The sequence below is a fragment of the Pseudomonas sp. GW823-FHT02F05 genome, assembly GCF_058797315.1.
On sequence record NZ_JBXAJM010000023.1, the window covers coordinates 60,454 to 84,403 of the forward strand.

Here is a 23,950-nt window from a genome sequence, read left to right on the forward strand (position 1 = left end):
GCCGTCACACCCCCAAGGATAGACGGCAATTGCAAGGACTCAGCTCAATATGGAGACCGTTCCCAAGTATTTCAAGGCGCGTGACAGATTGTCGCTGTCCAGGCTGTCCAACCAGTGCAAATCGCTCCAGCTGCGCAGCCAGGTGAACTGGCGCTTCGCCAATTGGCGCGTGGCAATGATGCCGCGCTCCTGCATTTCGGCGGACGTCAGCTTGCCATCCAGATGATCCCAGACTTGGCGGTAGCCTACAGCACGTATTGAAGGCAGCCCTGCATGCAGGTCGCCTCTTGAACGCAATGCTACGACCTCGTCCACAAACCCCTGTTCCAACATTATTGTGAATCTTTGTGCAATTCGTTCATGCAACACCTGGCGGTTTGCCGGAGCGATGGCCAGATTCGCCACAGTATAGGGCAATTGTGACTGTCCAGATGCGCCTGCATCAGTACTTTGCGCAGTTTGTTTCAGGCGATGTTCAGTCATGGTCTGACCACTGACACGCCATACTTCCAGGGCGCGTGTGAGCCGCTGGGGGTCATTGGGGTGAATACGTGCCGCAGACACCGGGTCTACCGCCGCCAACTGGTCGTGAAGGGCCTGCCAGCCAAGGCGCGCAGCCTCATCTTCAAGTTCGGCGCGCACCTGGGCATCGGCAGGCGGCATATCGGCCAAGCCTTCCTGCAACGCCTTGTAATAGAGCATGGTGCCGCCCACCAGCAGCGGGATATTGCCGCGCGCGGTGATCTCGGCCATGGCCGCCAGGGCGTCGGTGCGAAAGTCCGCCGCCGAATAGCTCTGCGCGGGGTCGATGATGTCGATCAACTTGTGCGGATATTGGGCCAACAGCGCCTTCGACGGCTTGGCCGTACCGATATCCATGTCCCGGTAAACCAGGGCAGAGTCGACGCTGATCAACTCACAGGGCAGCACCTTGGTCAGCTCGATGGCCAGGTCGGTCTTGCCGGCGGCCGTGGGGCCCATCAGGAAAATGGCGGGGGGCAAGGCACTCATCAGCGGCCGCGCAAGAACAGTTTGTCCAGATCATCCAGGCCCATCTGGGTCCAGGTCGGTCGGCCATGGTTGCATTGGCCGCTGCGCTCGGTGTTTTCCATGTCGCGCAGCAGGCAGTTCATTTCCGGCAGGGCCAGGCGGCGGTTGGCGCGGATGGCGCCGTGGCAGGCCATGGTGCCGAGCAATTCGTTGATATGCGCCTGGATACGGTCGCTGGTGCCGTACTCCATCAGGTCGGCCAGCACATCGGCCACCAGGCGGTTGGCCTCGGCCTGCTTGAGCAGCGCGGGAATCTGGCGGATCGCCAGGGTTTCCGGGCCCAGGCGTTGCAGCTCGAAGCCCAGCTTCTGGAACACACCGTGATGTTCTTCTGCGCAGTCGGCTTCACGCTGGCTCACCGCCAGGGATTCGGGCACCAGCAGCGGCTGGCCGCTGAGGCCTTCGCTGGCCATGGCGATCTTCAGGCGCTCGTACATGATCCGTTCATGGGCAGCGTGCATGTCCACCAGCACCAGGCCATGGGCGTTTTCGGCGAGGATATAAATGCCTTTGAGCTGCGCCAGGGCATAGCCCAGCGGCGGGATATCACCGCCGCCTTCGGGCAACGCCACAGCAGCACCCGGCTCGGCACCCGGCAACGGCGCGAAAAACTCACGGTACGCCGCCTGGGCTTCGGCCACCGGCGCCGTCGATTGCGGGCGCGGTGTGTATTGGTACTGATAACCCGCACCGGCACCCGAATTCGGCGCCGTGTAGGCTGGCTGCGCCTGGGGCGATTGCAGCAGGTTGGCCGCCAGGCTCATTTCACCTTGCGGCCCGAACTCGCCGGCCTCGGGACCGCTCGGGCGCACCACCGCGGTGACGATCGGCGCCGACAATTGATCATCCGGGCGCACATCACCCAGGGCACGGTGCAGCGTGCCATACAGGAAGTCATGCACCATGCGCCCATCACGGAAACGTACTTCGTGCTTGGTTGGGTGCACGTTGACGTCGACCACCGAAGGGTCAACCTCAAAGAACAGTACAAAGGTCGGGTGCCGCCCGTTGAACAGCACATCGCGATAAGCCTGGCGTACCGCATGGGCCACCAGTTTGTCGCGGACCGCCCGGCCGTTCACAAAGAAATACTGCAAGTCGGCCTGGCTTCGAGAGAACGTCGGCAACCCGACCCAGCCCCACAACCTCAAGCCATTGCGCTCGATCTCAATCGGCAGCGCCTGTTCCAGGAACCCGCTGCCACACACCGCTGCCACCCGCCGAGCACGTGCGGCGTCGTCGTTGGCTTCGTGCAGGCTGAGGATGGTCTTGCCATTGTGGCGCAGGTGAAACGCCACATCGAAACGCGCCAAGGCCAGGCGCTTGATGACTTCTTGCAGGTGATCGAATTCGGTTTTCTCGGCCTTGAGGAACTTGCGCCGCGCCGGGGTATTGAAGAACAGGTCGCGCACTTCCACCGAGGTGCCCACCGGATGCGCCGCCGGCTGGACCCGAGGCGCCATGTCGCGGCCTTCGGTTTCCACCTGCCAGGCTTGCTCGGCGCTACGGGTGCGGGAGGTCAGGGTCAGGCGGGCCACGGAGCTGATGGAGGCCAGGGCCTCGCCTCGAAAGCCCAGGCTCATGACCCGCTCCAGGTCTTCCAGGTCGCGGATCTTGCTGGTGGCGTGACGGGCCAGGGCCAGGGGCAGGTCATCCGAAGAGATGCCGCTGCCATCGTCACGTACCCGCAGCAGCTTGACGCCGCCCTGCTCCACATCGACATCAATGCGTTTGGCACCGGAGTCGATGCTGTTTTCCAGCAACTCCTTGATTACCGACGCCGGGCGCTCAACCACCTCACCCGCAGCGATCTGGTTGGCAAGGCGCGGGCTGAGCAATTCAATGCGCGAGCCGCTGTTCAAGGTGGATTCGCTCATCACTGCGCCGCCAATGAGGTGCCGGGGATGGTCAACACCTGGCCGATCTTCAACTCGTCGGTTTTCAGGTTATTGGCGCTGCGCAAGGCTGCAGGCGTTACCTGGAAACGGACCGCCAGCATGGCAACGGTATCACCGGGTTGCACACGATGGTCACGCGGGCCCTGGGCGATTTTGCCGGAGTCACGCAGCCAGGCGATGTAGGTGCCCGGCGGCGGGTTCTGCTGGAAGAACTGGCGCACGCCGGCGCTGATCGAGCGCGCCAGCGCTTGCTGGTGGCTGGCGCTGGCCAGTTTCGACGCTTCGTTGGCGTTGGAGATAAACCCGGTTTCCACCAGGATCGACGGGATGTCCGGCGACTTCAACACCATGAACCCGGCTTGTTCCACACGCTGTTTATGCAGCGACGTCACGCGGCCGATATTGCTCAGGACTTTCTGGCCCACGTTGAGGCTGGAGGTCAGCGAGGCGGTCATCGACAGGTCGAGCAGTACGCCTGCGAGCATCTTGTCCTTGTCATCAAGGGACACGTTGCCGGCCCCGCCGATCAAGTCGGAACGGTTTTCACTGTCGGCCAGCCAGCGCGCAGTCTCGGAGGTGGCGCCGCGATCCGACAGGGCAAATACCGAGGCGCCAAAGGCAGCGGTTGAAGGCGCGGCGTCGGCGTGAATGGACACGAACAGGTCAGCGCCCTTCTTACGGGCAATTTCGGTACGGCCACGCAACGGAATGAAGTAGTCACCGGTACGGGTCAGCTCGGCGCGGTAGCCTTTCATGCCGTTGACCTGGCGCTGCAGTTCACGGGCGATGGCGAGCACCACGTCTTTCTCATGCTGGCCGCGTGAGCCGGAAGCCCCCGGGTCTTCGCCACCGTGGCCGGCATCGATCACCACGATAATGTCGCGCTTGCCTGCCGGTGCAGGCGGCGGCGGTGGCAGCTTGACCTGGGGTTGCGAAGGGTTGACCGGCACCGCAGGCACCGTCGCCACGCTCGGCGTTGGCGCAGGCGGCGGTGCGGCGTCGGCGGGGTTGTCGAACAGGTCGACCACCAGGCGGTTGCCGTACTGGGCGTTGGGGGCCAGGGAGAAGCTTTTGGGGGTCACGGCCTTTTTCAGGTCGATGACCACACGCAGGTCGGTCGGCGTACGCTGGGCCGAGCGCATGGCGGTGATGGGCGTGTTGGCGGTAGAGACTTTCAGCGGCGCGGCCAAGCTGGCACCGTTGATGTCGATCACCAGGCGATCAGGCGCCGTCAAGGTAAAGACGCTGTGCTGGACCGGGCCAGACAGGTCGAACACCAGTCGCGTGTTATCCGGCGCTCGCCACAGGCGAACACTTTTCACCTGTGAAGCAGCCAGAGCATTGACAGTCATTGCCGCAAGCAACACCCCCACGACAGCAACCAACGCGCGAAAGCGCATACCTAACCCCACCAATTATTTGAATTCCAATGCCAGAGCAGCACACCACGACTCAGCGCGTGGGCTCTGGGGCAACAACTTCAGCTGACGTCCGTGCTCATGCGGCGTAATGGTAATGGTCAGGTCCGGCTTTGGCAAAAAGCCTGTGCCTTTATTTGGCCACTCGATCAGGCACAGCGCATCATCGTCGAAGTAATCACGGATGCCCATGAACTCCAACTCTTCAGGATCGACCAGGCGATAGAGGTCGAAGTGGAAAGCACGCACGTCGCCGATTTCGTAGGGCTCGACCAACGTGAAGGTCGGGCTTTTTACCGCGCCGGTATGGCCCAGGCCGCGAATAATCCCCCGGGACAGTGTGGTTTTGCCTGCGCCCAGATCACCCTCGAGAAAGATCAACCCGGCCCCTTGCGTGACCTGCGAAATACGCTGGCCCAACGCGACCATGGCCTCTTCATCTGCCAGGAAAAGAATTACTTCAGGCACGGCGACTGCTCCTCCAGCAATTGACGAATGGCGGGGATCAGGTCGCTGGCAGCCAAGCCGCGACCAAAACTACCCTGGCGGTCTCCGGCGGTCGCGTGCAACCACACGGCCAGGCAGCTCGCTTCGTACGCGGGCATACCCTGAGCCAATAATGCCCCGACCAGGCCGGCCAAGACATCACCGAGCCCCGCCGCCGCCATTGCCGGGTGGCCTTGATCACAACGGGCAAGCCGTCCATCCGGGCTGGCAATCAAACTGCCAGCACCCTTGAGGATAGCCACTGCATTGAATTTCTGACTCAACGCGCGCGCCACCTTACGGCGATCTGCCTGAACCTCGGCTGTCGATAGCCCCAACAAACGCGCAGCTTCGCCCGGATGAGGGGTAATCACACAGTTGGCCGGCAGCTCGACGCTGCCAGTGGCCAGTTGATTGAGCGCGTCGGCATCCCACACCTGCGGCACGCTGGCATTGGCCGCGACCGACAACAGGCTCTTGCCCCAGGCGTCATCGCCCAGGCCTGGGCCAATGACGATCACCGAGATTTTTTCCAGCAGGCCCATCAACTGGTTAGCCGAGCTCACGCCGACGGCCATGACCTCCGGCAGCCGAGCCAGAGCGGCCGGCACGTGTTCCGGCCGCGTCGCCAGCGAGACCATGCCGGCGCCGCTGCGCAAGGCACTTTCGCTGCTCAGCAACGCCGCGCCGCCAACGCCACGGTCACCACCGATGACCAGCAGGTGGCCGAACTGGCCCTTATGGGCGTCCGGGGAACGCGCAGCAAGTTGCGGCAAATGGCCGGGCAACAACAGCTGCACGTCGGTAATTGGGTGTTTTGTCTGAGGCATGCGTCTTCAAGCTCCGATGTCTGGCAGAATTATACGCATCTAACCTGTGGTTTCCCGTGTCTCATGCCTGCTATTACCTCCGATCTGCCCGCTCTCGCCCAATCGATCAAAGACTGGGGTCGCGAGCTGGGCTTTCAACAAGTGGGCATCAGCGGCCTCGACCTGGCTGAGCATGAACAGCACCTTCAACGCTGGCTCGACGCGGGTTACCACGGCGAGATGGAGTACATGGGCGCCCACGGCAGCAAACGCTCCCACCCGGACGAGCTGGTGCCCGGTACCTTGCGCGTGGTGTCACTGCGCATGGACTACCTGCCCGGCGACACCCAGATGGCGCAACTGCTCGGCCAGCCGGAAAAAGCCTACATCTCGCGCTACGCCCTGGGCCGCGATTACCACAAGCTGATCCGCAAGCGCGTGCAGCAACTGGCCGACCGCATCCAGGCGCAGATCGGGCCGTTCGGCTTTCGCGCCTTCGTCGACAGCGCGCCCGTCCTGGAAAAAGCCATTGCCGAGCAAGCGGGCCTGGGCTGGATCGGTAAAAACACCCTGGTTCTCAACCGCAAGGCCGGCAGTTATTTCTTCCTGAGCGAACTGTTTGTCGATCTACCGTTGCCGGTAGACCCACCCCACGCCACAGAACACTGCGGCCGCTGCACGGCGTGCCTGGACATCTGCCCCACCAACGCCTTCGTTGGCCCTTACGTGCTGGACGCGCGACGCTGCATTTCGTACCTGACCATCGAACTCAAGAGTGCCATCCCCGAAGATCTGCGCCCACTGATTGGTAACCGGGTATTTGGCTGCGATGACTGTCAGATCGTTTGCCCGTGGAATCGTTTCGCTCGACCTACCGCCGAAAGCGATTTCAAGCCACGGCACAATCTGGATAACGCAGAACTGGCCGAATTGTTTATGTGGGACGAGGATAAATTCCTCAGCAGCACCGAGGGCTCTCCCCTGCGCCGCGCCGGTTACGAGCGCTGGTTACGCAACCTGGCGGTGGGCCTGGGTAATGCGCCCTCCAGCATTCCAGTGCTGGAAGCCTTGAAGGCGCGGCGGGACTACCCGTCGGAGTTGGTACGCGAACACGTGGAATGGGCGCTGGAGCAACACGCTGCGCGCTAGTGCACATCGTCGTTGTAGACGAACTTGGGCATTTCCCAGTGAAACCGGATCGCCAGCAGGCGTAACAGGAAGCCACTGAACAGCGTCAGCAGAATCGCTTGCTCGCTGGGCAGCTCCAGGTACAGGCACAGCAAGTAGAACCAGGCAGCCAGGAACGACACGCTGGCATACAGCTCGCGGCGGAAGATCAGCGGGATGTCGTTACAGAAGATATCCCGCAGGATGCCGCCGAATACCCCGGTGATGACTCCGCTGACCGACGCCACCAACATGCCGTGGCCCATTTCCAGGGCGGTCATGCAGCCGATCAGGGTGAAGGCCACCAACCCCACCGCATCCAGCGCCAGGAACAGCGAGCGCAGGTGGCGCATCAGCGGTGCGATAAAGATCGTCACCAGCGCCGCAACAGAGGTCAGCACCAGGTATTCCGGGTGTTTGACCCAGGTCAGCGGGTAGTGGCCGAGCAACACATCGCGCACCGAACCGCCGCCCAGGGCTGTCACGCAAGCGATCAGCACCACGCCAAACCAGTCCATGCCACGCCGACCCGCGGACAGGGCGCCAGTCATGGCTTCGGCGGTGATGGCGACGAGGTAGAGCATCAGCAACATGATGGCGATCCTGACAGAGAGGCCGGCAGTCTAATCATTTGCCGAGGGCACCAAAAGGGGGCGCTTGGCGATAAACCGCGTCGCCTGTATCGCAGGCAAGCCAGCTCCCACACTTTGAATTTGCGAATGCAGTCAAATGTGGGAGCTGGCTTGCCTGCGATAGCGCACTCACTGGCGCCGCAGAATCAAGCCTTGATGAAATGCTTGCGGTAATGCTGCAACTCGGCAATCGACTCACGAATATCGTCCAGCGCCAGGTGCGTGCTGCCTTTATGGAAGCTGTCTTTGACTTCCGGCGCCCAACGCGCAGCCAGTTCCTTCAAGGTCGACACGTCCAGGTTGCGGTAGTGGAAGTAACTTTCCAGCCCCTTCATGTGCGTATAAAGGAAGCGACGATCCTGGCAGATGCTATTGCCGCAGATTGGCGACTTGCCCTTGGGCACCCATTTTTCCAGGAAGGTGATAGTTTCGGCCTCGGCTTCGGCCATGCTGATGCGGCTGTCGCGCACGCGCTGGGTCAGCCCGGAGTTACCGTGGGTGCGGGTGTTCCACTCGTCCATGGTGGCGAGTACGGCGTCGCTGTGGTGGATGGCGATCACCGGGCCTTCGGCCAAGGTGTTGAGGTTGCTGTCGGTGACAATGGTCGCCATCTCGATGATGACGTCGGTGTCGGGGTTCAGACCGGTCATTTCCAGATCGATCCAAATCAGGTTCTGTGGGTTTTGCATGGCTTGATTCTCTTGGCACCTTGGCGTAGCCGGGCAGTTTAGCAGGCGGGGGCGTGCTAGACTCGCGGCCGTTTTACCCAACTTTTGCATTATCGACACGGAACACCAATGGCCAAACGCCAGCTCAACCGTCGCCAAAACTGGCGCATCGAAAAGATTCAAGGTGAACGCGCCGCCCGCGCCGCCAAACGTGAATCCTCAGCCGTGGAAGCGCTCGAGGGCGGCGACCTGGGCCCCGAACAAACGGGCCTGGTGATCGCGCACTTTGGTGTGCAGGTCGAAGTCGAGGCGCTCGAAGGCGAACTCGCAGGCCAGGTGTTCCGTTGCCACCTGCGCGCCAACCTGCCCGCGCTGGTCACCGGCGACAAGGTGGTGTGGCGTGCCGGCAACCAGGGCATCGGCGTCATCGTCGCCCAGTTGCCGCGCAGCACCGAACTGCGCCGCCCCGACAGCCGTGGGCAGCTCAAGCCGGTGGCGGCCAACGTCGACATGATCGTGATCGTGTTCGCGCCACTGCCCGAGCCCCATGCCAACCTGATCGACCGTTACCTGGTCGCGGCTGAGCATGCTGGCATCCGCCCGTTGCTGCTGCTGAACAAATTCGACCTGATCGACGAGCAGAACGCCCCGGCGCTCAACGCATTGCTGGCGGTCTACCGCACCCTGGGCTACCCGGTGCTGGAAGTGTCGGCTCACCACGGCAACGGCATGGAACAGCTGCAACAGCAGTTGGACGGGCGGATCAGCGTGTTCGTCGGCCAGTCTGGCGTGGGCAAGTCGTCGCTGGTCAACAGCCTGTTGCCGGAAGTCGAAACCCGCGTGGGCCCGCTGTCGGAGCTGTCCGGCCAGGGCACCCACACCACCACCACCGCACGGCTGTTCCACTTCCCGGGCGGCGGCGAGTTGATCGACTCGCCGGGTATCCGTGAATTTGGCTTGGGCCACGTCAGCCGTAGCGATGTGGAAGCCGGCTTTATTGAGTTCAACGACCTGATCGGCACCTGCCGCTTCCGCGACTGCAAACACGACCGCGAGCCGGGCTGTGCGCTGCTCAAGGCACTGGAAGATGGGCGCGTGCAGCAGCAGCGGATGAACAGCTATCGGTCGATTATTGCGAGCTTGCCCGAGAGCAGCTACTAAGCAGCCCTCTGTAGGAGCGAGCTTGCTCGCGAAGACCTCAAGCGCAACGCGGGCATCCTGGATACACGCGTTATCGTTGACGTTTTTCGCGAGCAAGCTCGCTCCTACAATGCAGCATCGGTATCGGTGGCCGTTACCGCAGGAATGGATATGTACATCGGCAAATCGCCATCGCAGGCAAGCCAGCTCCCACATTTGGATTGAGGGCGTCAGGTAGATAGGCGCCGGCTGTCAGGCCGTCACGGGAGCAAGCTCCCTCGCCACAGGCCCAGCGTCGCCCCAAAATTGTGTAGATATCTATGACAGCGCAGATACAACAAGGCCGCGATTATCGCGGCCTCGTTGTATCTGGAGCTTACGGCTTCGGCGCAGGCGTCGTAGGATCCTTGACGCCCCCATCATCAAACAGGTTCAGCTTCTGGCGCAGCTCATGGGCTGGCAGCGGTTCCTGCTCCGGCGGTAGCGCGTTGGGGTCGGCCGGCACTTCGCCTGGCGCACCGTCGCCCTGGGTCGGTGCCGGTGGCGGGGGTTGATCGCCTTCAATCGCACGCTGGGCTTTTTTGGTCAGCACCACGATGTCGATACGGCGGTTGACCGGGTTGAACGGGTCTTTGGGATCAAACAGTTGCGAGGAGGCAAAACCCACTACCCGCGCCACTTGCGGGTCCGGGTAGCTGCCGGCCACCAGCGCACGCCGGGCAGCATTGGCGCGGTTGGCCGAGAGTTCCCAGTTGCCGAAATCACCCTGGCCCGCGTAGGGCTTGGCGTCGGTATGCCCGCTGATGCTGATCTTGTTCGGCACCGCCTTGATGGTGTCAGCCATGGCCAGCAGGATGTCTTCAAAGTACGGCTTCAACCGCGCACTGCCAGAGTCGAACATCGGCCGGTTGGCCGCATCGGTAATCTGGATGCGCAGCCCCTCGGGGGTGATCTCGAAGGAAATCTGGTCCTTGAACTTCAGCAACTGTGGGTTTTCTTCAACCTTGTTCTGCAATTCCTGCAGCAACAGTTCCAGTCGCTCCTGTTCGACCTGCTCGGCCATGGATTCGACAGTGTCGCGCTCAATCGGGATTTTTTCCTGAGGCGATTCAGTTTGCACTTCCGGGTTGATGGTGCGCTCGGGCGCCAGTTCCGGCGAGCCGCCCAGGTCAATGACAAACGGCGTACCGCTTTCCGAAAAGCCAATCGGGTCCTTGAAGTAGCCGGCGATGGCGATTTTCTGTTCTGGCGTAGCGGTGGACATCAGCCACAACACCAGGAAGAACGCCATCATCGCCGTGGCAAAGTCGGCGAAGGCGATTTTCCAGGCACCGCCATGGTGCCCCGCAGCGAAGCGCCTGACGCGCTTGATGATGATCGGCTGGTTGTTTTCCATGGCTTAGCGACCGCGAACCGCTTGTTCCAGCTCGGAGAAACTTGGGCGGTGTTTCGGGTACAACACTTTGCGCCCGAACTCCACGGCCAACGACGGCGGCATGCCCGACGCCGATGCCACCAGGCACGCCTTGATCGCTTCGTAGAGGTTGATCTCTTCCTTGGCATCGTGGGCCAGGGAGGTGGCGAGCGGGCCGAAGAAACCATAGGCGGCGAGAATACCGAAGAAGGTGCCGACCAGCGCCGCACCTACGTGCATGCCGATGGCCGCCTGATCGCCCTCGCCCAGGGACGCCATGGTCACCACGATCCCCAGTACCGCCGCGACAATACCAAAACCGGGCATACCGTCGGCAATGCCGGTCACGGCGTGGGAAGGATGCTCCAGCTCTTCCTTGAGGCTGAACAACTCCATGTCGAACAGGCCTTCCAGCTCGTGAGGCGCCATGTTGCCGGAGGACATGATGCGCAGGTAATCACAGATATACGCGGTCATGCGCTCGTCTTTGAGCACGGCCGGGTACTTGGCAAAAATCGGGCTGGCCGCAGCGTCTTCGATATCGCCTTCGATCGCCATCATGCCTTCACGGCGGCTTTTGTTGAGGATCTCGTAGATCAGCCCCAGCACTTCAAGATAAAACGTGTGGGAGAAGCGCGAACTGAACATGCCCAGGGACTTCTTGACCACGTGCATGGTCATATAGCCTGGGTTGGCCTGCAAAAATGCGCCGAACGCGGCACCGCCGATAATCAGCACTTCGAAAGGCTGGATCAGTGCGGCGATTTTACCGTGGGAGAGGACGTACCCTCCGAGCACACTTGCGATGACGACAATGATGCCGATAATTTTAGCCATAGGAGAGGGGTACTTGCGCCGTCGGGTTCATGGACATATGGGGTGCAGCAGAAAACTCTTGTTCTACTTATCGGCAAAACTGCGCCAGACTATAGCCCGTTAAGGCGAAAAGCCAATTCGGCCCGTTCCGGGCGTGTTGAACGCAAGTGATGATCGCGCCCCAATCATGGCAATTGAAACGACAGTCCCAACAAACCGCCCCACTACCCTCGCCGCTTGGATCAAGTGCCTGGACGACGTGCTGCTGCCCGTGCCGCAGGCCAGCCATGAACGCGTGTGCAAAGCCATTCGCGATAGCCGCAGTTCATTGCGAGATATTGCTGAGTTGATGCAAAACAGTCCGGCCCTGGTGCTGAGTGTGATGCGCGAAGCCAACAGCCACGCCTACGGCAGCCTGACCGAACCTGCAGAAAACCTTGAAGTCGCACTTAACCGTCTTGGCCTCAAACGTGCAGAAGAGTTGTTGGCGCGCCTGCCTTCGGTACCCGCCCGGGAAATCCCCGTGGCCTTGCGTCAGCTGTTGCTGATCAGCCAGCACGCATCCCAGCAAGCCAACGGTTTGTTCGGCAGTCGCCTCGCGCGGCTGTGGCAGGACATCCACTGGGGCAGCCTGCTGTTTCTGTCGCCACTGTGGCCGATGGCCGTCGCCTACCCCAAGCTCCTGGAGGAATGGGAGTTACGGGTGATCCATAAAGGCCAATCGGCGCGCCAGGTCGAGCAACAGCTGTTCGGCGTGCGTTTGCTTGACCTGTGCCTGGGCTTGACCGAAGCCTGGCACCTGCCGATCTGGGTTTCACAGGGCTACAAGTTGCTGTTGGCCGAGCAACGCCTGCTGGTCAAGGCGCTGCACATTGCCCGTCAAGACGACGCCCTGCGCCACCAGCAATTGCTCGATGCCGAGCCCAACCTGCGACGCTGGCTGAACCAGCCGGCCAACACCGTATTGCTGGCCAACGGCCTGGCGATGTCGGCCCAGGAATCCTGGACCTGCCCGCACACTGAGCGCTGGCAATACCTGACGGCGCTGTACCTGCAAACGCCGTTGAGCGATGTGCAACAGCAAGCCCACCAACAAGCGGTGACCAGTGCTCGTACCACCTTGATGCCCGACCTCTGGCACCCGGCGCTGTCGCTGATCTGGCCGTGGCACGTACAGAAAGTCCATCGCGGCTTGCTGCCGGCACCACCGCCCACTGCCGAAGCCTTGGCCGTGTGGCGCACGCGTTGCACCGAGTTGCTGGTGGAGCCGAGCCGCTTTGCCAACGCCATGCACCTGACCACTTGCGCCAAGGAAGCCCTGGTCGCCAGTGGCATGCAGCGGGTACTGATATTCATGGCAGATCGCGCCTTGAGCACCTTGCGTGTACACCAGGCCGACGGCCTGCCCAAGGACGCGGCTCACCTGAGCCTGGATGTGGTCAATAGCACACTGCTGCAACGCCTGCTGGAAAAGTCCGCCCAGGTACGCCTGAACCCCGACAACCATGCGCAGTTTTCCGCATTGCTGCCACCAATCCTGCGTCGTCTATTTATTGGCGAGCACTTGCTGTTGCGCTCACTGAGCTGCAACGGTCGCGTGGTCATGCTGATCGTGGCGGACCAGGGCGGCGGGCCGTTCTCGGAAACCACCGTGCAGGCGTTCGGCAAAACCGCCCAATGCATCGAGAAAGCCCTGCACAGCTTTACCAACCGCAGCGCCTGATGCTTGCGCTACAATCACCGGCCTTTATCGCCAACATTTGTGCCCAGGAGACCTCACATGCCTGACTTCTCTGGCTTGCCGCTGGTGATCGAATCCGCCGACCTGTTGGGTCGCCTCGATTCTAAGCACTTGATACTGGTAGACCTCACCAGTGTCGCCCGCTACGCCGAAGGGCATATCCCCGGCGCGCACTTCGTTGACCCCAAGCGCACCCAACTGGGACAGCCACCGGCACCCGGCCTGCTACCAAGCAAGGCCGACCTGGAAAAACTGTTCGGCGAACTGGGCCACACCCCGGACGCCACCTATGTGGTCTATGACGACGAAGGCGGCGGTTGGGCCGGGCGTTTTATCTGGATGCTCGACGTGATCGGCCACCAGAAATATCACTACCTCGACGGTGGCCTGCTGGCTTGGCTGGAGGAAGGGCACCCGCTTTCCACCGATGCGCCCCCAGCAGCCGGCGGCCCGGTCAGCCTTACGCTGCACGACGGCCCCACAGCCACCCGCGAATACCTGCAAAGCCGCCTCGGCGCGGCCGACCTGGGGATCTGGGACGCTCGTGGCCCGCTGGAGTATTCCGGCGAGAAAGTGCTCGCAGCCAAGGGCGGCCACATTCCCGGCGCGGTGAACTTCGAATGGACCGCCGGCATGGACAAGGCGCGCAGCCTGCGTATCCGCCGTGACATGCCGCAAATCCTCGAAGACCTCGGGCTGACCAAAGACAAAGAAATCATCACCCACTGCCAGACTCACCACCGCTCTGGCTTCACCTACCTGGTGGCCAAGGCGCTCGGTTATCCGCGAGTCAAAGGTTATGCCGGTTCCTGGGGCGAATGGGGCAACCACCCCGACACCCCCGTTGAGATTTAAGGTTTAAGGACAGTTATGAAAAAGCAGTTGTTTATCCTCAGCCAGTACTTGCTGCCGCATCACTTGCTGTCGCGCCTGGCCGGCTGTATCGCCGAGTGCCGCGTGCGCTGGTTCAAGAACGCCTTCACTGCCTGGTTCGCCAAGCGCTACCAGGTGGACATGTCCCAGGCCCTGGTGGAAGACCTGACCGCCTACGAGCACTTCAACGCCTTCTTCACCCGCGCGCTGAAAGACGGCGCCCGTCCGTTAGATCCAACCCCAGGCGCAGTGCTGAGCCCTGCCGATGGCGCGGTCAGCCAGCTAGGCCCGATCGAACATGGTCGTATCTTCCAGGCCAAGGGCCACAGCTTCAGCGTGCTGGAACTGCTCGGTGGCGATGCGGCAATGGCTGCGCCGTTCATGGGCGGGGACTTCGCGACTATTTACCTGTCGCCCAAGGACTACCACCGGGTGCACATGCCACTGGCCGGTACCCTGCGCGAGATGGTGTATGTGCCAGGGCGGATTTTCTCGGTCAACCAGACCACCGCCGAAAACGTGCCGGAACTGTTCGCCCGTAACGAACGCGTTGTTTGCTTGTTCGACACCGAACGCGGCCCGATGGCCGTGGTGTTGGTAGGTGCGATGATCGTTGCGTCGATTGAAACCGTGTGGGCCGGTTTGGTGACGCCGCCGAAACGCGAGCTGAAAACCTTCCGCTACGACGAAGCGGCCCGCGCGCCGATTCATCTGGAGAAAGGTGCGGAACTGGGTCGCTTCAAACTGGGATCGACCGCCATCGTGTTGTTCGGGCCGGACCAGGTGAAGTGGGCTGAAGAACTGGCAGCGGGTACGCCGGTGCAGATGGGCCAGGGCATCGCCGCTGCTAAAGCCTGATATTGCAGTTGATCGTTCCCACGCTCCGCGTGGGAATGCAGCCCGAGGCGCTCTGCGCCCAAAGCGTGACGCAGAGCGTCACTGGAGGCGCTCCCACGCGGAGCGTGGGAACGATCAGTGACAGTGAGATCGGCTTATAGCTGACCGTCGCGGTCACGCAAGCCCAGCAGATACAACACGCCATCCAACCCCAAGGTCGAAATCGCCTGCTTGGCTGACTGCTTGACCAACGGTTTGGCGCGAAAGGCCACGCCCAACCCGGCAATCGCCAGCATCGGCAAGTCATTGGCGCCGTCGCCGACCGCAATGGTCTGCTCCAGGCGCAAGCCTTCCTTATGGGCCAATTCCTTGAGCAGGTCGGCCTTGCGCTGGGCGTCGACAATCGGCTCCACCGCGACGCCAGTCACTTTGCCATCCACCACTTCCAGCTCGTTGGCGAATACATAGTCAATGCCCAGCTTGGCCTGCAACTGCTTGGCAAAGTAAGTGAAGCCGCCGGACAGGATGGCGGTCTTGTAGCCCAGGCGCTTGAGTTCGGCGAACAGGGTTTCGGCGCCTTCAGTCAGGCGCAGCGACGCGCCGATCGAATCCAGCACGCCAACGTCCAAGCCTTTGAGCAGCGCCAGACGCTCCTTGAAGCTGGCACGAAAATCCAGCTCGCCGGCCATCGCGCGCTCGGTAATCTCCGAGACTTGCTCGCCCACACCGGCCGCCTTGGCCAGCTCGTCGATGACTTCGGCTTCGATCAAGGTGGAGTCCATGTCGAACACCGCCAAGCGGCGGTTGCGACGGAACAGGGAGTCTTCCTGGAAGGCGATATCGACATTCAGTTCCTGGGCCACGCTCAGGAAATCGGCGCGTAGCGCTTGCGCGTCAGCCGGTTCACCGCGCACAGAGAACTCGATGCAGCCCTTGCCTTTGTCAGCCGGAGTGTCCAAGGGCATGCGACCCGACAGACGGTCGATATGGTCGATATTCAATCCGTATTGCGCAGTGATTGAACTAACGCGCTGCAACTGCTCAGCCGTTACCTTGCGGGTCAACAGGGTGACGATATGGCGCTTTTTACCCTGGCCTTCGACCCAGTGCTGGTAGTCAGCTTCGGACACCGGGGTGAAACGTACCTGTTGATCGAGCTTATACGCCGTAAACAGGATGTCCTTGAGTACCGAGGAGGCCTGTTCGGTGCTGGGGATCTCCACCAGGATGCCGAACGACAAGGTGTCGTGGATCACCGCCTGGCCGATGTCGAGAATGTTCACACCACCCTGGGCCAGGACGCCGGTAATGGCTGCGGTGAGACCCGGCCGGTCTTCACCCGTGATGTTGATCAGGACAATTTCGCGCAAAGCGCACCCCCAGGCTGGAAAAAAACCGCATTCTACCCACTTTCAGTGACCATCGGGCACAGCCAGCGCTTTGCCGGCCATGGGCCTGTCGCTATACTGCGCGTCAACTTCACGGACCAAGAGCCGAGCGCAAGTGAACCGGCCCACGCCAGTAAAAACCGATAACTTCTTCCTGCTGATCTTCCGGGCACTGCGCCATCGCCGTGTACCGATTGCATTGCGCATCGCCAGCCATAACGTGATCCTGGTCGCTCTGGCCCTGGTGATCTACGCCTGCGTGATGGGTTTGCAGTTCAAGCAGGCCATGCACGAGCAAGCTGACGCCCTGGGCGCGAGCCTGACAACCCAGACTGCCACTTCGGCGACTGAGTTGTTGGTGTCCAACGACATCCTCAGCCTCAACGTGTTGCTCAACAACCTGACCAAGAACCCGCTCGTGGCCCACGCCGCTATCTATAGCGTGGACAACCGGATCATGGCCGAGGCCGGGCAACGCCCGAAAAACGGTCTGCTCGGTGAGGCCGAAGGCCTGTATCAGAGTAATATTACGTTCCAGGACGTGAAGGCCGGCCAACTGCGTATCAGCCTTGATATGCAACAGTTCCAGCAGCCGATGACCATCAGCCTGCAAAGCATGGGCATTCTGAGCGCGATCCTACTGGCCTTGGCCCTGGCCTTGAGCCTGCGCCTGGGCCGGCATATCTCCACACCGTTGATGCAACTGCGCATCTGGCTGCGGGATATCGACGAACACACCCCGGCCACCGATCGCCAGGACGAAATCGGCGACCTCGCGCGTCAGCTCCACGCCAGCTTTGCCCCGGAGCCAAAAGCGCCTGAAGTCGAGCCCGAGCCTGAGTACGACGACACCGAGGACTACAATGACGAGCCTGAGTTTGAAGTGCGCGACCTGCGCGACCCAGGCTTCGACGAAAGCGCCCCGGTGGCCGGCCTCAAGCCTGCGCCGCGCCATGTGATCAAGGCCGAGGAAGACGAGCTGGACGACGAAGACCCGTTCGCCGACCTGCGCGACACCTCGGCAGCCGCCCCAGTCGCTGCGCCCAAACCCGTTGCGGTCAAGAACGCCGAGCCACAGCACAGTGCCGTACTCGCCGTGCAACTGGGCGCCCAGGAGCAACTGCGCCGCCTGCCCCGTGCCCGCCTGACCGAACTGCTCGAACGCTACCGCGACTGCCTCGACCAGGCCGCTTCGCTCTACCAGAGCGAACTGCACACCCTGAACGATGGCAGCACGCTGATGCTGTTCCACAGCGAAGACAGCGGCGAGGACTACCTGACCAATGCCATCTGCTGCGGCGAGCTGTTGCGCGCCCTGGGCCATGCCCTGCAGATCGAAGTAGCCGACAGCGGCATTACCCTGCAACTGCAGCTGGGTCTAACCGTGGGTGACGACCTGTTTGGCATCAGCCAGATCGACCTGCTGCTGACCGAAATCGCCCAGGATGCTCTGGCCTTGTCCCAGCACAGCCGTAACCTCCTGCTGGTGGAGCGCAAGATCAGCGAAGACACGCTGATCCGCCAACGCGCACGTATCCGCCCGATTGCCAGCCCTGAAGGGGCCAGTTGTGTGGAGCGGTTGATGGAGCCGTATCCGTCGATGCTGGAGCGTCAGTTGGCGCGGATGCATGAGACCCGCAACAAGGGTTGACTCCAAGACTCATGCATTGATGATCGCAAGCCCGCAGAGAACGAACACCTGCGGGCATTCTAGTACTATTTGATTTTCTTGCTATCCACGACATTAATGGTTCGGCGTGGAATCCAGCCTGACCTGACCTGGTCCAAAAGCTGATACCCACTCATTTTAAAGTTGGACCCGACGGGTAGCGGCCTTTCTATCTGGACAGACCATTGTCCAAAACCATCGACAACCGCGTACCCAAGTGGAATTCCGGGCCTGTTCTCCTGATTCAACTCAACCACGGCCCCCACAACGCCACTGCCTTTTACAAGAGGCTGGCGGCCAACGGTCTGGTTTTCGGCAGGGGTTTCGATAACCGGAGCATCGGGAACCTGCACTACCTGGAAGGTCCTATTCGCCAACCAGCGGGCGATTTTACCGTCAAGCTGCTGATAGCCCGTCATGACAAAGGAGTTTGTGACCGGCAGAGGCTGATCAACCTGCACCGACCAGCGTCCATAGCCATCGACAGTGGTGGTCGCCAAGGCGTTATACGGGTCACCCGATTTGAGCAACACGACGGTCGCGCCCGCAATACCACTACCTGACACAACTGGCCGACGTCCTGTTTTCACACCTTGTGCAGGGGTTTCGATAATCGCCAGATCGGGAGCATCGACAACCTGGATAGTTCTATTGGCCAACCAACCGGATCTTTTCCCCTCAATCGACTGATATCCAGTCATGGTAAAGGCTGGTGGGCTTATCGGCAGCGGATTATCAACCTGCGTGGCCCATCGCCCATAACCATCGACGGTAGTAGTGGCTAAAATATTTTCAGGTTTGTACGACTGCATCAACACAACAGTAGCACCTGCTACACCCGTACCTGTCACAAAAGGCCGGCGGCCCGTTCTGACGCTTTGGGCCGGCGTTTGGATAATCGCCGGATCAGGTACATTAACAACCTTGAGTGTCCTGTTCGCCAGCCAACCCGAACGTTTTCCATCAAGGGTTTGATAGCCGGTCATGGTAAAGGCGGGTGGACTTATCGGTAGAGGGCGCTCTATGCGCACTGACCAGCGGCCATAGCCATCGACCCTAGTAGTGGCCAGCGGATTGTAAGGATCGTTGGATTTAAGCAACATCACAGTAGCACCAGGAACACCGGTACCTGACACTTGCGGCAGGCGGCCAACTTCGACATTTTGGGCGGGGGTCTCGATTATTGCCGCAGGCACGCTCAGTTCAGCCACCTTGAAGCTGCGATTGCCAGATAACACCGAGGTTCTTCCCCCAAAAGTTTGTCGGGCAGTATAAGAATAACTGCCAACATCATGCACTGACAGCGAGTACACCGACCAGTTGCCGTTGCCATCAGCAATGGCTGTGCCCACGACTTCCTCGGGCTTGGAAGCATTTACTATTTCAATACGTGCGCCAGGCCAGGCAGTGCCGGCAAATACTGGCTGTTTACCGGTGCTGGCCCCCTCGAGAGGGACCGCAATGACGGGAGCGGGGACCGTGGTTGTACAGTAAGGAAAACCCGCCCCATCAAGCGCGACCGCGACTATCGCCTCGTCCGGCCCGGCGCTGCACACAAGCACTTTAACCTTGCCGGAAGAGTCCTCAAATGTCTGCCCCGTAAGTAAGGTAGGATCGTTGGTTCTTGGCGTCTCTGGCGTGGCATCAATCTGCACATTCTGCACGCCTTGCTCCCTCGCATAACGCATCCACACGCCATTGACCCGGTTGTCATTCTCCGGAAAGTTATCAAAGACCGTAGGTTTCCTGTATTCGAGCGACAACAACGGGTAGTAGGCCCCACCGGGCGAATGGGTTTCAGGGATCTTGATCAGGTACAGCTGCGGGCCTTCGCGTCCCAACACCTTCAAACTGTAAAGGCCGGTGCGCGTGATAGTCGTCGCCTGGCCATCATCCAGCCAGCCGGCATAGCGGCGGCTGACCGCAGGATAAAGCGTGCCACCACCTGACACTGAGTCACCAGTGTCTCCATACTCAACGTAAGTGCAATCAACAGGCGCACTCACAGACGCGCCATTGCGGGGGCAGCCTATGAGGCTTCCCCCATGACGAAAGCCTAAATTATGACCAAGCTCGTGCTTGTAAACATGCGGTGAGCCTGCCTTGCCAAACACTCCAACATGCCTACCGGGGGTAAAGGCCAAGGCGCCACCGCCACAGTTAACGATGTTAATTTCATAGTCGAAATCATCGGGATTAAGGCCATTCTTTTCGGCAGTCTTGCGACCCTCCGCGATAGACGTGGACATAGAGCATCCCTCAGGCTTCGGTCCAGACGTCGCCTCCACTACCCGCCCCTCCAACTTCAGCTTTCCACCGGACGCAGCCAGAATATAAGAGCGTAATGAATTAGGATCAGTAGACAGCGTATGCAACTCCACCTGATCCCTGTCCAACACTCGCTCTCCCTGCCAATGGGTTACCGTGACCAGCATCCTCTTGGTGCCCGTCACAGGGCGGATTATCTGACTCAAGCTTGACAGTTCACCTTCGGCGGGCGGAAGTTCATCATTTTCAAGGCCGCCAAATTCACGATTAACTTCATGGCTACAGCCCATGAGAGCAACACTTAATGCACTACAAAAAAACCAAGCGAGGAAGATCGATATTTTTTTCATGAGTTCAGTACCTTAAGAGATAGGACTGAAATCACACTAGAGACCTTATGCGCAGCTGGATACTGTCAGAATTAACAGGTACGCAGAATTAGGCGCTGGCGTTTTACAGCAGGCATGAAAAAGCCCGCGGGCTTGGCGGGCTTTTTCAAAAATAAATTTCAGATCAGAACCTGAACACTTCCAGATCCGTACGAATCGGCGTGGCCATCGGCATCTTCGGCTTTTCCGGGGCCGCAGGCTTGGCCTGGGCGGGGGCCTGTTTACGCGGCTGCGCTTCGGCAATCGGCGGCTGGTTGGCCAGTGGTTTGAGGGCCACCGACAACTGCTGTGCCAAGTGCTGCAACAGCACACCCTGAGCCTGGACCTGGGACGCAGTGGTGCCGGCGTGTTCTTCCTGCAGGTGCACAATGCGGTTGTCCCGCACCTGCCCGCGACGGTCGATCAGGCGCCACTGTGCATCCAGGATCGCCGGTTGCGACTTGCCGGAATCCAGCCGCGTAATGGTCAGCAACACCTGTACATCCGGGGTGAACCCGGAGGGTCCCGGCGCCAGGACTACTCGCTGGCTGTCTAACTGGCCGGCGACCTGACGCAACATCAACTGGTTGATATCCGACGACAGGCTACCGGCCCAACGACCATCTGTGGAACCTTGCAGGCTGCCGTCGTTCTGACGTTGAAGCAGGGTTTCGCGTTGCAGGTAATCGGCAACGACTACCGGCCCCAGCAATACTGCCATGCCAGCGGTTTGGGCTGGCTGAGCCGGACTTCCGCTGTCCAGCTGGTACAGCGACACCGGTTGATGTGTGCTGCAACCCGCCAACCCCAAAAGGCCAGCGAGCATCAAAAATAGAGGAAGGCGTGGAGCAGTCATCATCCCATCCAAGTGGCTGCCACAAGGCGAACCACAATGTAATACTAAAAATAACCTGAACACGCTCGGCCACGCCGGCGCTGGAAAGGCCATATCATCCGTGAATATGCGCCATGACTCCAGCGCGAAAGCATCGATCTACGCGTTAAATCGTAGATCGAGGCCTCTAGTACCGCTTAAACCGGCGTTTCGACCAGCAAGGCATCCACTCGCTGGAAGCCTCGTGGCAGTTTGTTACCTCGCCGGCCACGCTCACCCTTGTAGTGTTCAAGGTCGTCAGGGCGCAATGACAACGTGCGCTTGCCGGCCTGGAGCACCAGGGTAGAGCCTTCCGGGACCACGGCGATGTCAGTCACATACTCCTCGCGACTGGCCACCCGGTCACCGGGAATCCCGATGATCTTGTTGCCTTTACCCTTGCCCAACTGCGGCAAGTCGCTGATCTTGAACACCAGCAAGCGCCCTTCGGTGGTCACCGACGCCAGCCAGTTGCTTTCACGATCCTCCACCGGCCTCGGCAGAATCACCTTGGCGTTGTTCGGTAGGCTCAACAGCGCCTTGCCCGCCTTGTTCTTGGCCTGCAGGTCTTCACCCTTGACCACGAAACCGTAACCGGCGTCGGAGGCGATGACATACAGCGAATCATCGTCCGGCAACAGCACGCACTCGAAATTCGCCCCCGGCGGCGGCGTGAGGCGCCCGGTCAACGGCTCGCCCTGCCCCCGTGCAGACGGCAGGGTGTGGGCCGGCACCGAATAACTGCGCCCGGTCGAGTCGATAAACACCGCAAACTGATTGGAACGCCCGGCGGCAGCGGTCTTGAAGCCATCACCGGCTTTGTACGAAAGGCCGGTGGCGTCAATATCATGCCCTTTGGCGGAGCGAACCCAACCCTTTTCCGACAGAACGACGGTAATTTTCTCGTTGGGCAACAGCTCGGTTTCGGTCAGGGCCTTGGCTTCAGCGCGCTCGACGATAGGCGAGCGACGGTCATCGCCATAGGTTTCGGCGTCTTTGATCAGTTCGCTACGCACCAGCTTCTTGAGCTTGGCTTCGCTGCCCAGCAGGGCTTGCAGCTTGGCTTGCTCCTTGAGCAGTGCATCCTGCTCGTCGCGCAGTTTCATTTCTTCCAGGCGTGCCAACTGGCGCAAGCGGGTGTCGAGGATGTAGTCCGCCTGGATCTCGCTCAGCTCGAAACGCGCGATCAGCTCGGCCTTCGGATGCTCGGCGGTACGGATGATATGGATCACTTCATCCAGGTTGAGGTAGGCGATCAGCAAACCGTCCAACAGATGCAAGCGGCGCTCGACCTTGTCGAGGCGGAATTGCAGGCGGCGGCGCACGGTTTGTACACGGAATTCCAGCCATTCCACCAGCAGATTGCGCAGGTTCTTCAACTGCGGCTTGCCGTCCAGGCCGATGATGTTGACGTTGACCCGGTAGCTGGACTCCAGGTCGGTGCTGGCGAACAAGTGCTGCATCAGCACTTCATGATCCACCCGGCTGTTGGTCGGGATGATCACGATGCGGCATGGGTTCTCATGGTCGGACTCGTCACGCAGGTCGGCCACTTGTGGCAATTTCGACGGCTTGGCCTGCATCAACGCGGCGATCTGCTCCAGCACCTTGGCACCCGATACCTGGTGCGGCAGCGCGGTCACAATAATGTCGCCGTCCTCGATGTGGTACACCGCGCGCATACGCACCGAGCCCTTGCCCGTTTCGTACATCTTCAGCAGGTCCGCGCGCGGCGTGATGATTTCTGCTTCGGTCGGGTAATCCGGGCCCTGGATATGCTCGCAGAGCTGCTCGACCGTAGCTTTGGGCTCATCCAGCAAGCGCACGCAGGCAGTGGCGACTTCGCGCAGGTTGTGCGGCGGCACATCGGTGGCCATGCCGACCGCAATACCGGTGGTGCCGTTGAGCAGGATATTCGGCAAACGCGCCGGCAACACCAGGGGTTCGTCAAGGGTGCCGTCAAAGTTCGGCCCCCAGTCGGCAGTGCCCTGGCCCAGCTCGCTGAGCAGCACTTCGGAATAACGCGACAGCCGCGCCTCGGTGTAACGCATGGCGGCGAAGGATTTGGGGTCATCCGGTGCACCCCAGTTACCCTGGCCGTCCACCAGGGTATAGCGGTAGCTGAACGGCTGGGCCATCAGCACCATGGCTTCATAGCACGCCGAGTCGCCGTGGGGGTGGAATTTACCCAGCACGTCACCGACGGTACGCGCCGACTTCTTGTGCTTGGAATCGGCGTCCAGGCCCAACTCACTCATGGCGTAGATGATGCGCCGTTGCACGGGCTTCAGGCCGTCGCCGATATGCGGCAAGGCACGGTCCATGATCACGTACATGGAGTAGTTGAGGTAGGCATTTTCGGTGAATTCAGCCAGCGACCGGCGTTCTACGCCATCTAAGCTGTCTGCGAGGATGTCACTCATGCGGGCCTCAT

19 protein-coding genes are annotated in these 23,950 nt (G+C 60.8%); 6 read left to right on the forward strand and 13 right to left on the reverse strand.

The annotated features are described in order from the left end of the window. Window positions 1-39: 39 nt before the first annotated feature. Genes miaA through AC1RAC_RS23855 form a run of 5 tightly spaced genes read right to left on the reverse strand, consistent with a single transcriptional unit; the run spans window position 40 to window position 5,682 of the window. A complete protein-coding gene (miaA, locus tag AC1RAC_RS23835; RefSeq protein WP_072445892.1) occupies window positions 40-1,011 on the reverse strand; it encodes a tRNA (adenosine(37)-N6)-dimethylallyltransferase MiaA in 972 nt (323 codons plus the stop codon). Continuing rightward, on the reverse strand, window positions 1,011-2,927 hold the full coding sequence (mutL, locus tag AC1RAC_RS23840; RefSeq protein WP_492617037.1) for a DNA mismatch repair endonuclease MutL: 1,917 nt from the start codon (window positions 2,925-2,927) through the stop codon (window positions 1,011-1,013). The genes miaA and mutL overlap by 1 nt, the downstream gene beginning before the upstream one ends. After that, window positions 2,927-4,348: an N-acetylmuramoyl-L-alanine amidase gene (locus AC1RAC_RS23845; protein WP_003188054.1), complete on the reverse strand. Its 1,422-nt coding sequence runs from the start codon at window positions 4,346-4,348 to the stop codon at window positions 2,927-2,929. The genes mutL and AC1RAC_RS23845 overlap by 1 nt, the downstream gene beginning before the upstream one ends. A 15-nt stretch (window positions 4,349-4,363) precedes the next feature. Continuing rightward, window positions 4,364-4,834, reverse strand: a complete 471-nt coding sequence (gene tsaE, locus AC1RAC_RS23850) for a tRNA (adenosine(37)-N6)-threonylcarbamoyltransferase complex ATPase subunit type 1 TsaE (RefSeq protein ID WP_014716665.1) — start codon at window positions 4,832-4,834, stop codon at window positions 4,364-4,366. Next, complete coding sequence (locus AC1RAC_RS23855; protein WP_054918859.1) at window positions 4,822-5,682, reverse strand: NAD(P)H-hydrate dehydratase; 861 nt, start codon at window positions 5,680-5,682, stop codon at window positions 4,822-4,824. The genes tsaE and AC1RAC_RS23855 overlap by 13 nt, the downstream gene beginning before the upstream one ends. 63 nt (window positions 5,683-5,745) lie before the next feature. Between AC1RAC_RS23855 and queG the strand changes: the two genes are divergently transcribed. Further along, the gene (gene queG, locus AC1RAC_RS23860) at window positions 5,746-6,810 is read left to right on the forward strand and encodes a tRNA epoxyqueuosine(34) reductase QueG (RefSeq protein ID WP_038448633.1); all 1,065 of its coding nucleotides are present in this window, start codon (window positions 5,746-5,748) and stop codon (window positions 6,808-6,810) included. On the opposite strand, the gene AC1RAC_RS23865 is transcribed toward queG, so the two are convergent. Then, window positions 6,807-7,424 (reverse strand): trimeric intracellular cation channel family protein, encoded by a 618-nt coding sequence (locus AC1RAC_RS23865; RefSeq protein WP_169913170.1) that lies wholly within the window; start codon window positions 7,422-7,424, stop codon window positions 6,807-6,809. The two genes, queG and AC1RAC_RS23865, sit on opposite strands and share 4 nt — an antisense overlap. Window positions 7,425-7,606: 182 nt before the next feature. After that, complete coding sequence (gene orn / locus AC1RAC_RS23870) at window positions 7,607-8,149, reverse strand: oligoribonuclease (protein ID WP_492617038.1); 543 nt, start codon at window positions 8,147-8,149, stop codon at window positions 7,607-7,609. Window positions 8,150-8,257: 108 nt separating this feature from the next. Between orn and rsgA the strand changes: the two genes are divergently transcribed. Further along, entirely contained in the window at window positions 8,258-9,289 is a 1,032-nt protein-coding gene (rsgA, locus tag AC1RAC_RS23875; RefSeq protein ID WP_003188044.1) for a small ribosomal subunit biogenesis GTPase RsgA, read from the forward strand. Between the two features lie 355 nt (window positions 9,290-9,644). Here rsgA and motB read toward each other — a convergent pair whose 3' ends face one another. Together motB and motA are read right to left on the reverse strand one after the other, a co-directional pair. After that, window positions 9,645-10,664 (reverse strand): flagellar motor protein MotB, encoded by a 1,020-nt coding sequence (gene motB / locus AC1RAC_RS23880; RefSeq protein WP_492617039.1) that lies wholly within the window; start codon window positions 10,662-10,664, stop codon window positions 9,645-9,647. Between the two features lie 3 nt (window positions 10,665-10,667). Continuing rightward, window positions 10,668-11,519, reverse strand: a complete 852-nt coding sequence (motA, locus tag AC1RAC_RS23885; RefSeq protein WP_003188041.1) for a flagellar motor stator protein MotA — start codon at window positions 11,517-11,519, stop codon at window positions 10,668-10,670. Between the two features lie 166 nt (window positions 11,520-11,685). Here motA and AC1RAC_RS23890 point away from each other — a divergent pair, with 166 nt between their 5' ends. The 3 genes from AC1RAC_RS23890 to asd are packed head-to-tail and all read left to right on the forward strand — an operon-like array spanning window position 11,686 to window position 14,970. Then, on the forward strand, window positions 11,686-13,221 hold the full coding sequence (locus tag AC1RAC_RS23890; RefSeq protein ID WP_259284908.1) for an HDOD domain-containing protein: 1,536 nt from the start codon (window positions 11,686-11,688) through the stop codon (window positions 13,219-13,221). 57 nt (window positions 13,222-13,278) lie between these two features. Then, entirely contained in the window at window positions 13,279-14,094 is an 816-nt protein-coding gene (locus AC1RAC_RS23895) for a rhodanese-like domain-containing protein (RefSeq protein ID WP_054918863.1), read from the forward strand. A 15-nt stretch (window positions 14,095-14,109) separates the two neighbouring features. Continuing rightward, window positions 14,110-14,970 carry an archaetidylserine decarboxylase gene (gene asd, locus AC1RAC_RS23900; protein WP_054896259.1) on the forward strand — a complete coding sequence of 287 codons (861 nt, stop codon included), beginning with the start codon at window positions 14,110-14,112 and terminating at the stop codon, window positions 14,968-14,970. A gap of 134 nt (window positions 14,971-15,104) precedes the next feature. Here asd and serB read toward each other — a convergent pair whose 3' ends face one another. Then, window positions 15,105-16,319 (reverse strand): phosphoserine phosphatase SerB, encoded by a 1,215-nt coding sequence (gene serB / locus AC1RAC_RS23905; protein WP_003188034.1) that lies wholly within the window; start codon window positions 16,317-16,319, stop codon window positions 15,105-15,107. Between the two features lie 133 nt (window positions 16,320-16,452). Here serB and AC1RAC_RS23910 point away from each other — a divergent pair, with 133 nt between their 5' ends. After that, window positions 16,453-17,988, forward strand: a complete 1,536-nt coding sequence (locus tag AC1RAC_RS23910) for a histidine kinase (protein WP_252949389.1) — start codon at window positions 16,453-16,455, stop codon at window positions 17,986-17,988. Between the two features lie 65 nt (window positions 17,989-18,053). On the opposite strand, the gene AC1RAC_RS23915 is transcribed toward AC1RAC_RS23910, so the two are convergent. The 3 genes from AC1RAC_RS23915 to parC all read right to left on the reverse strand — a co-directional run bounded on the left by AC1RAC_RS23915 (window position 18,054) and on the right by parC (window position 23,939). Next, complete coding sequence (locus AC1RAC_RS23915) at window positions 18,054-20,624, reverse strand: Ig-like domain-containing protein (RefSeq protein WP_294148249.1); 2,571 nt, start codon at window positions 20,622-20,624, stop codon at window positions 18,054-18,056. 163 nt (window positions 20,625-20,787) lie between these two features. Beyond that, a complete protein-coding gene (locus AC1RAC_RS23920; RefSeq protein WP_032873461.1) occupies window positions 20,788-21,501 on the reverse strand; it encodes a PqiC family protein in 714 nt (237 codons plus the stop codon). A gap of 173 nt (window positions 21,502-21,674) precedes the next feature. Beyond that, window positions 21,675-23,939, reverse strand: a complete 2,265-nt coding sequence (gene parC, locus AC1RAC_RS23925; protein WP_020301636.1) for a DNA topoisomerase IV subunit A — start codon at window positions 23,937-23,939, stop codon at window positions 21,675-21,677. Window positions 23,940-23,950: the final 11 nt, after the last annotated feature.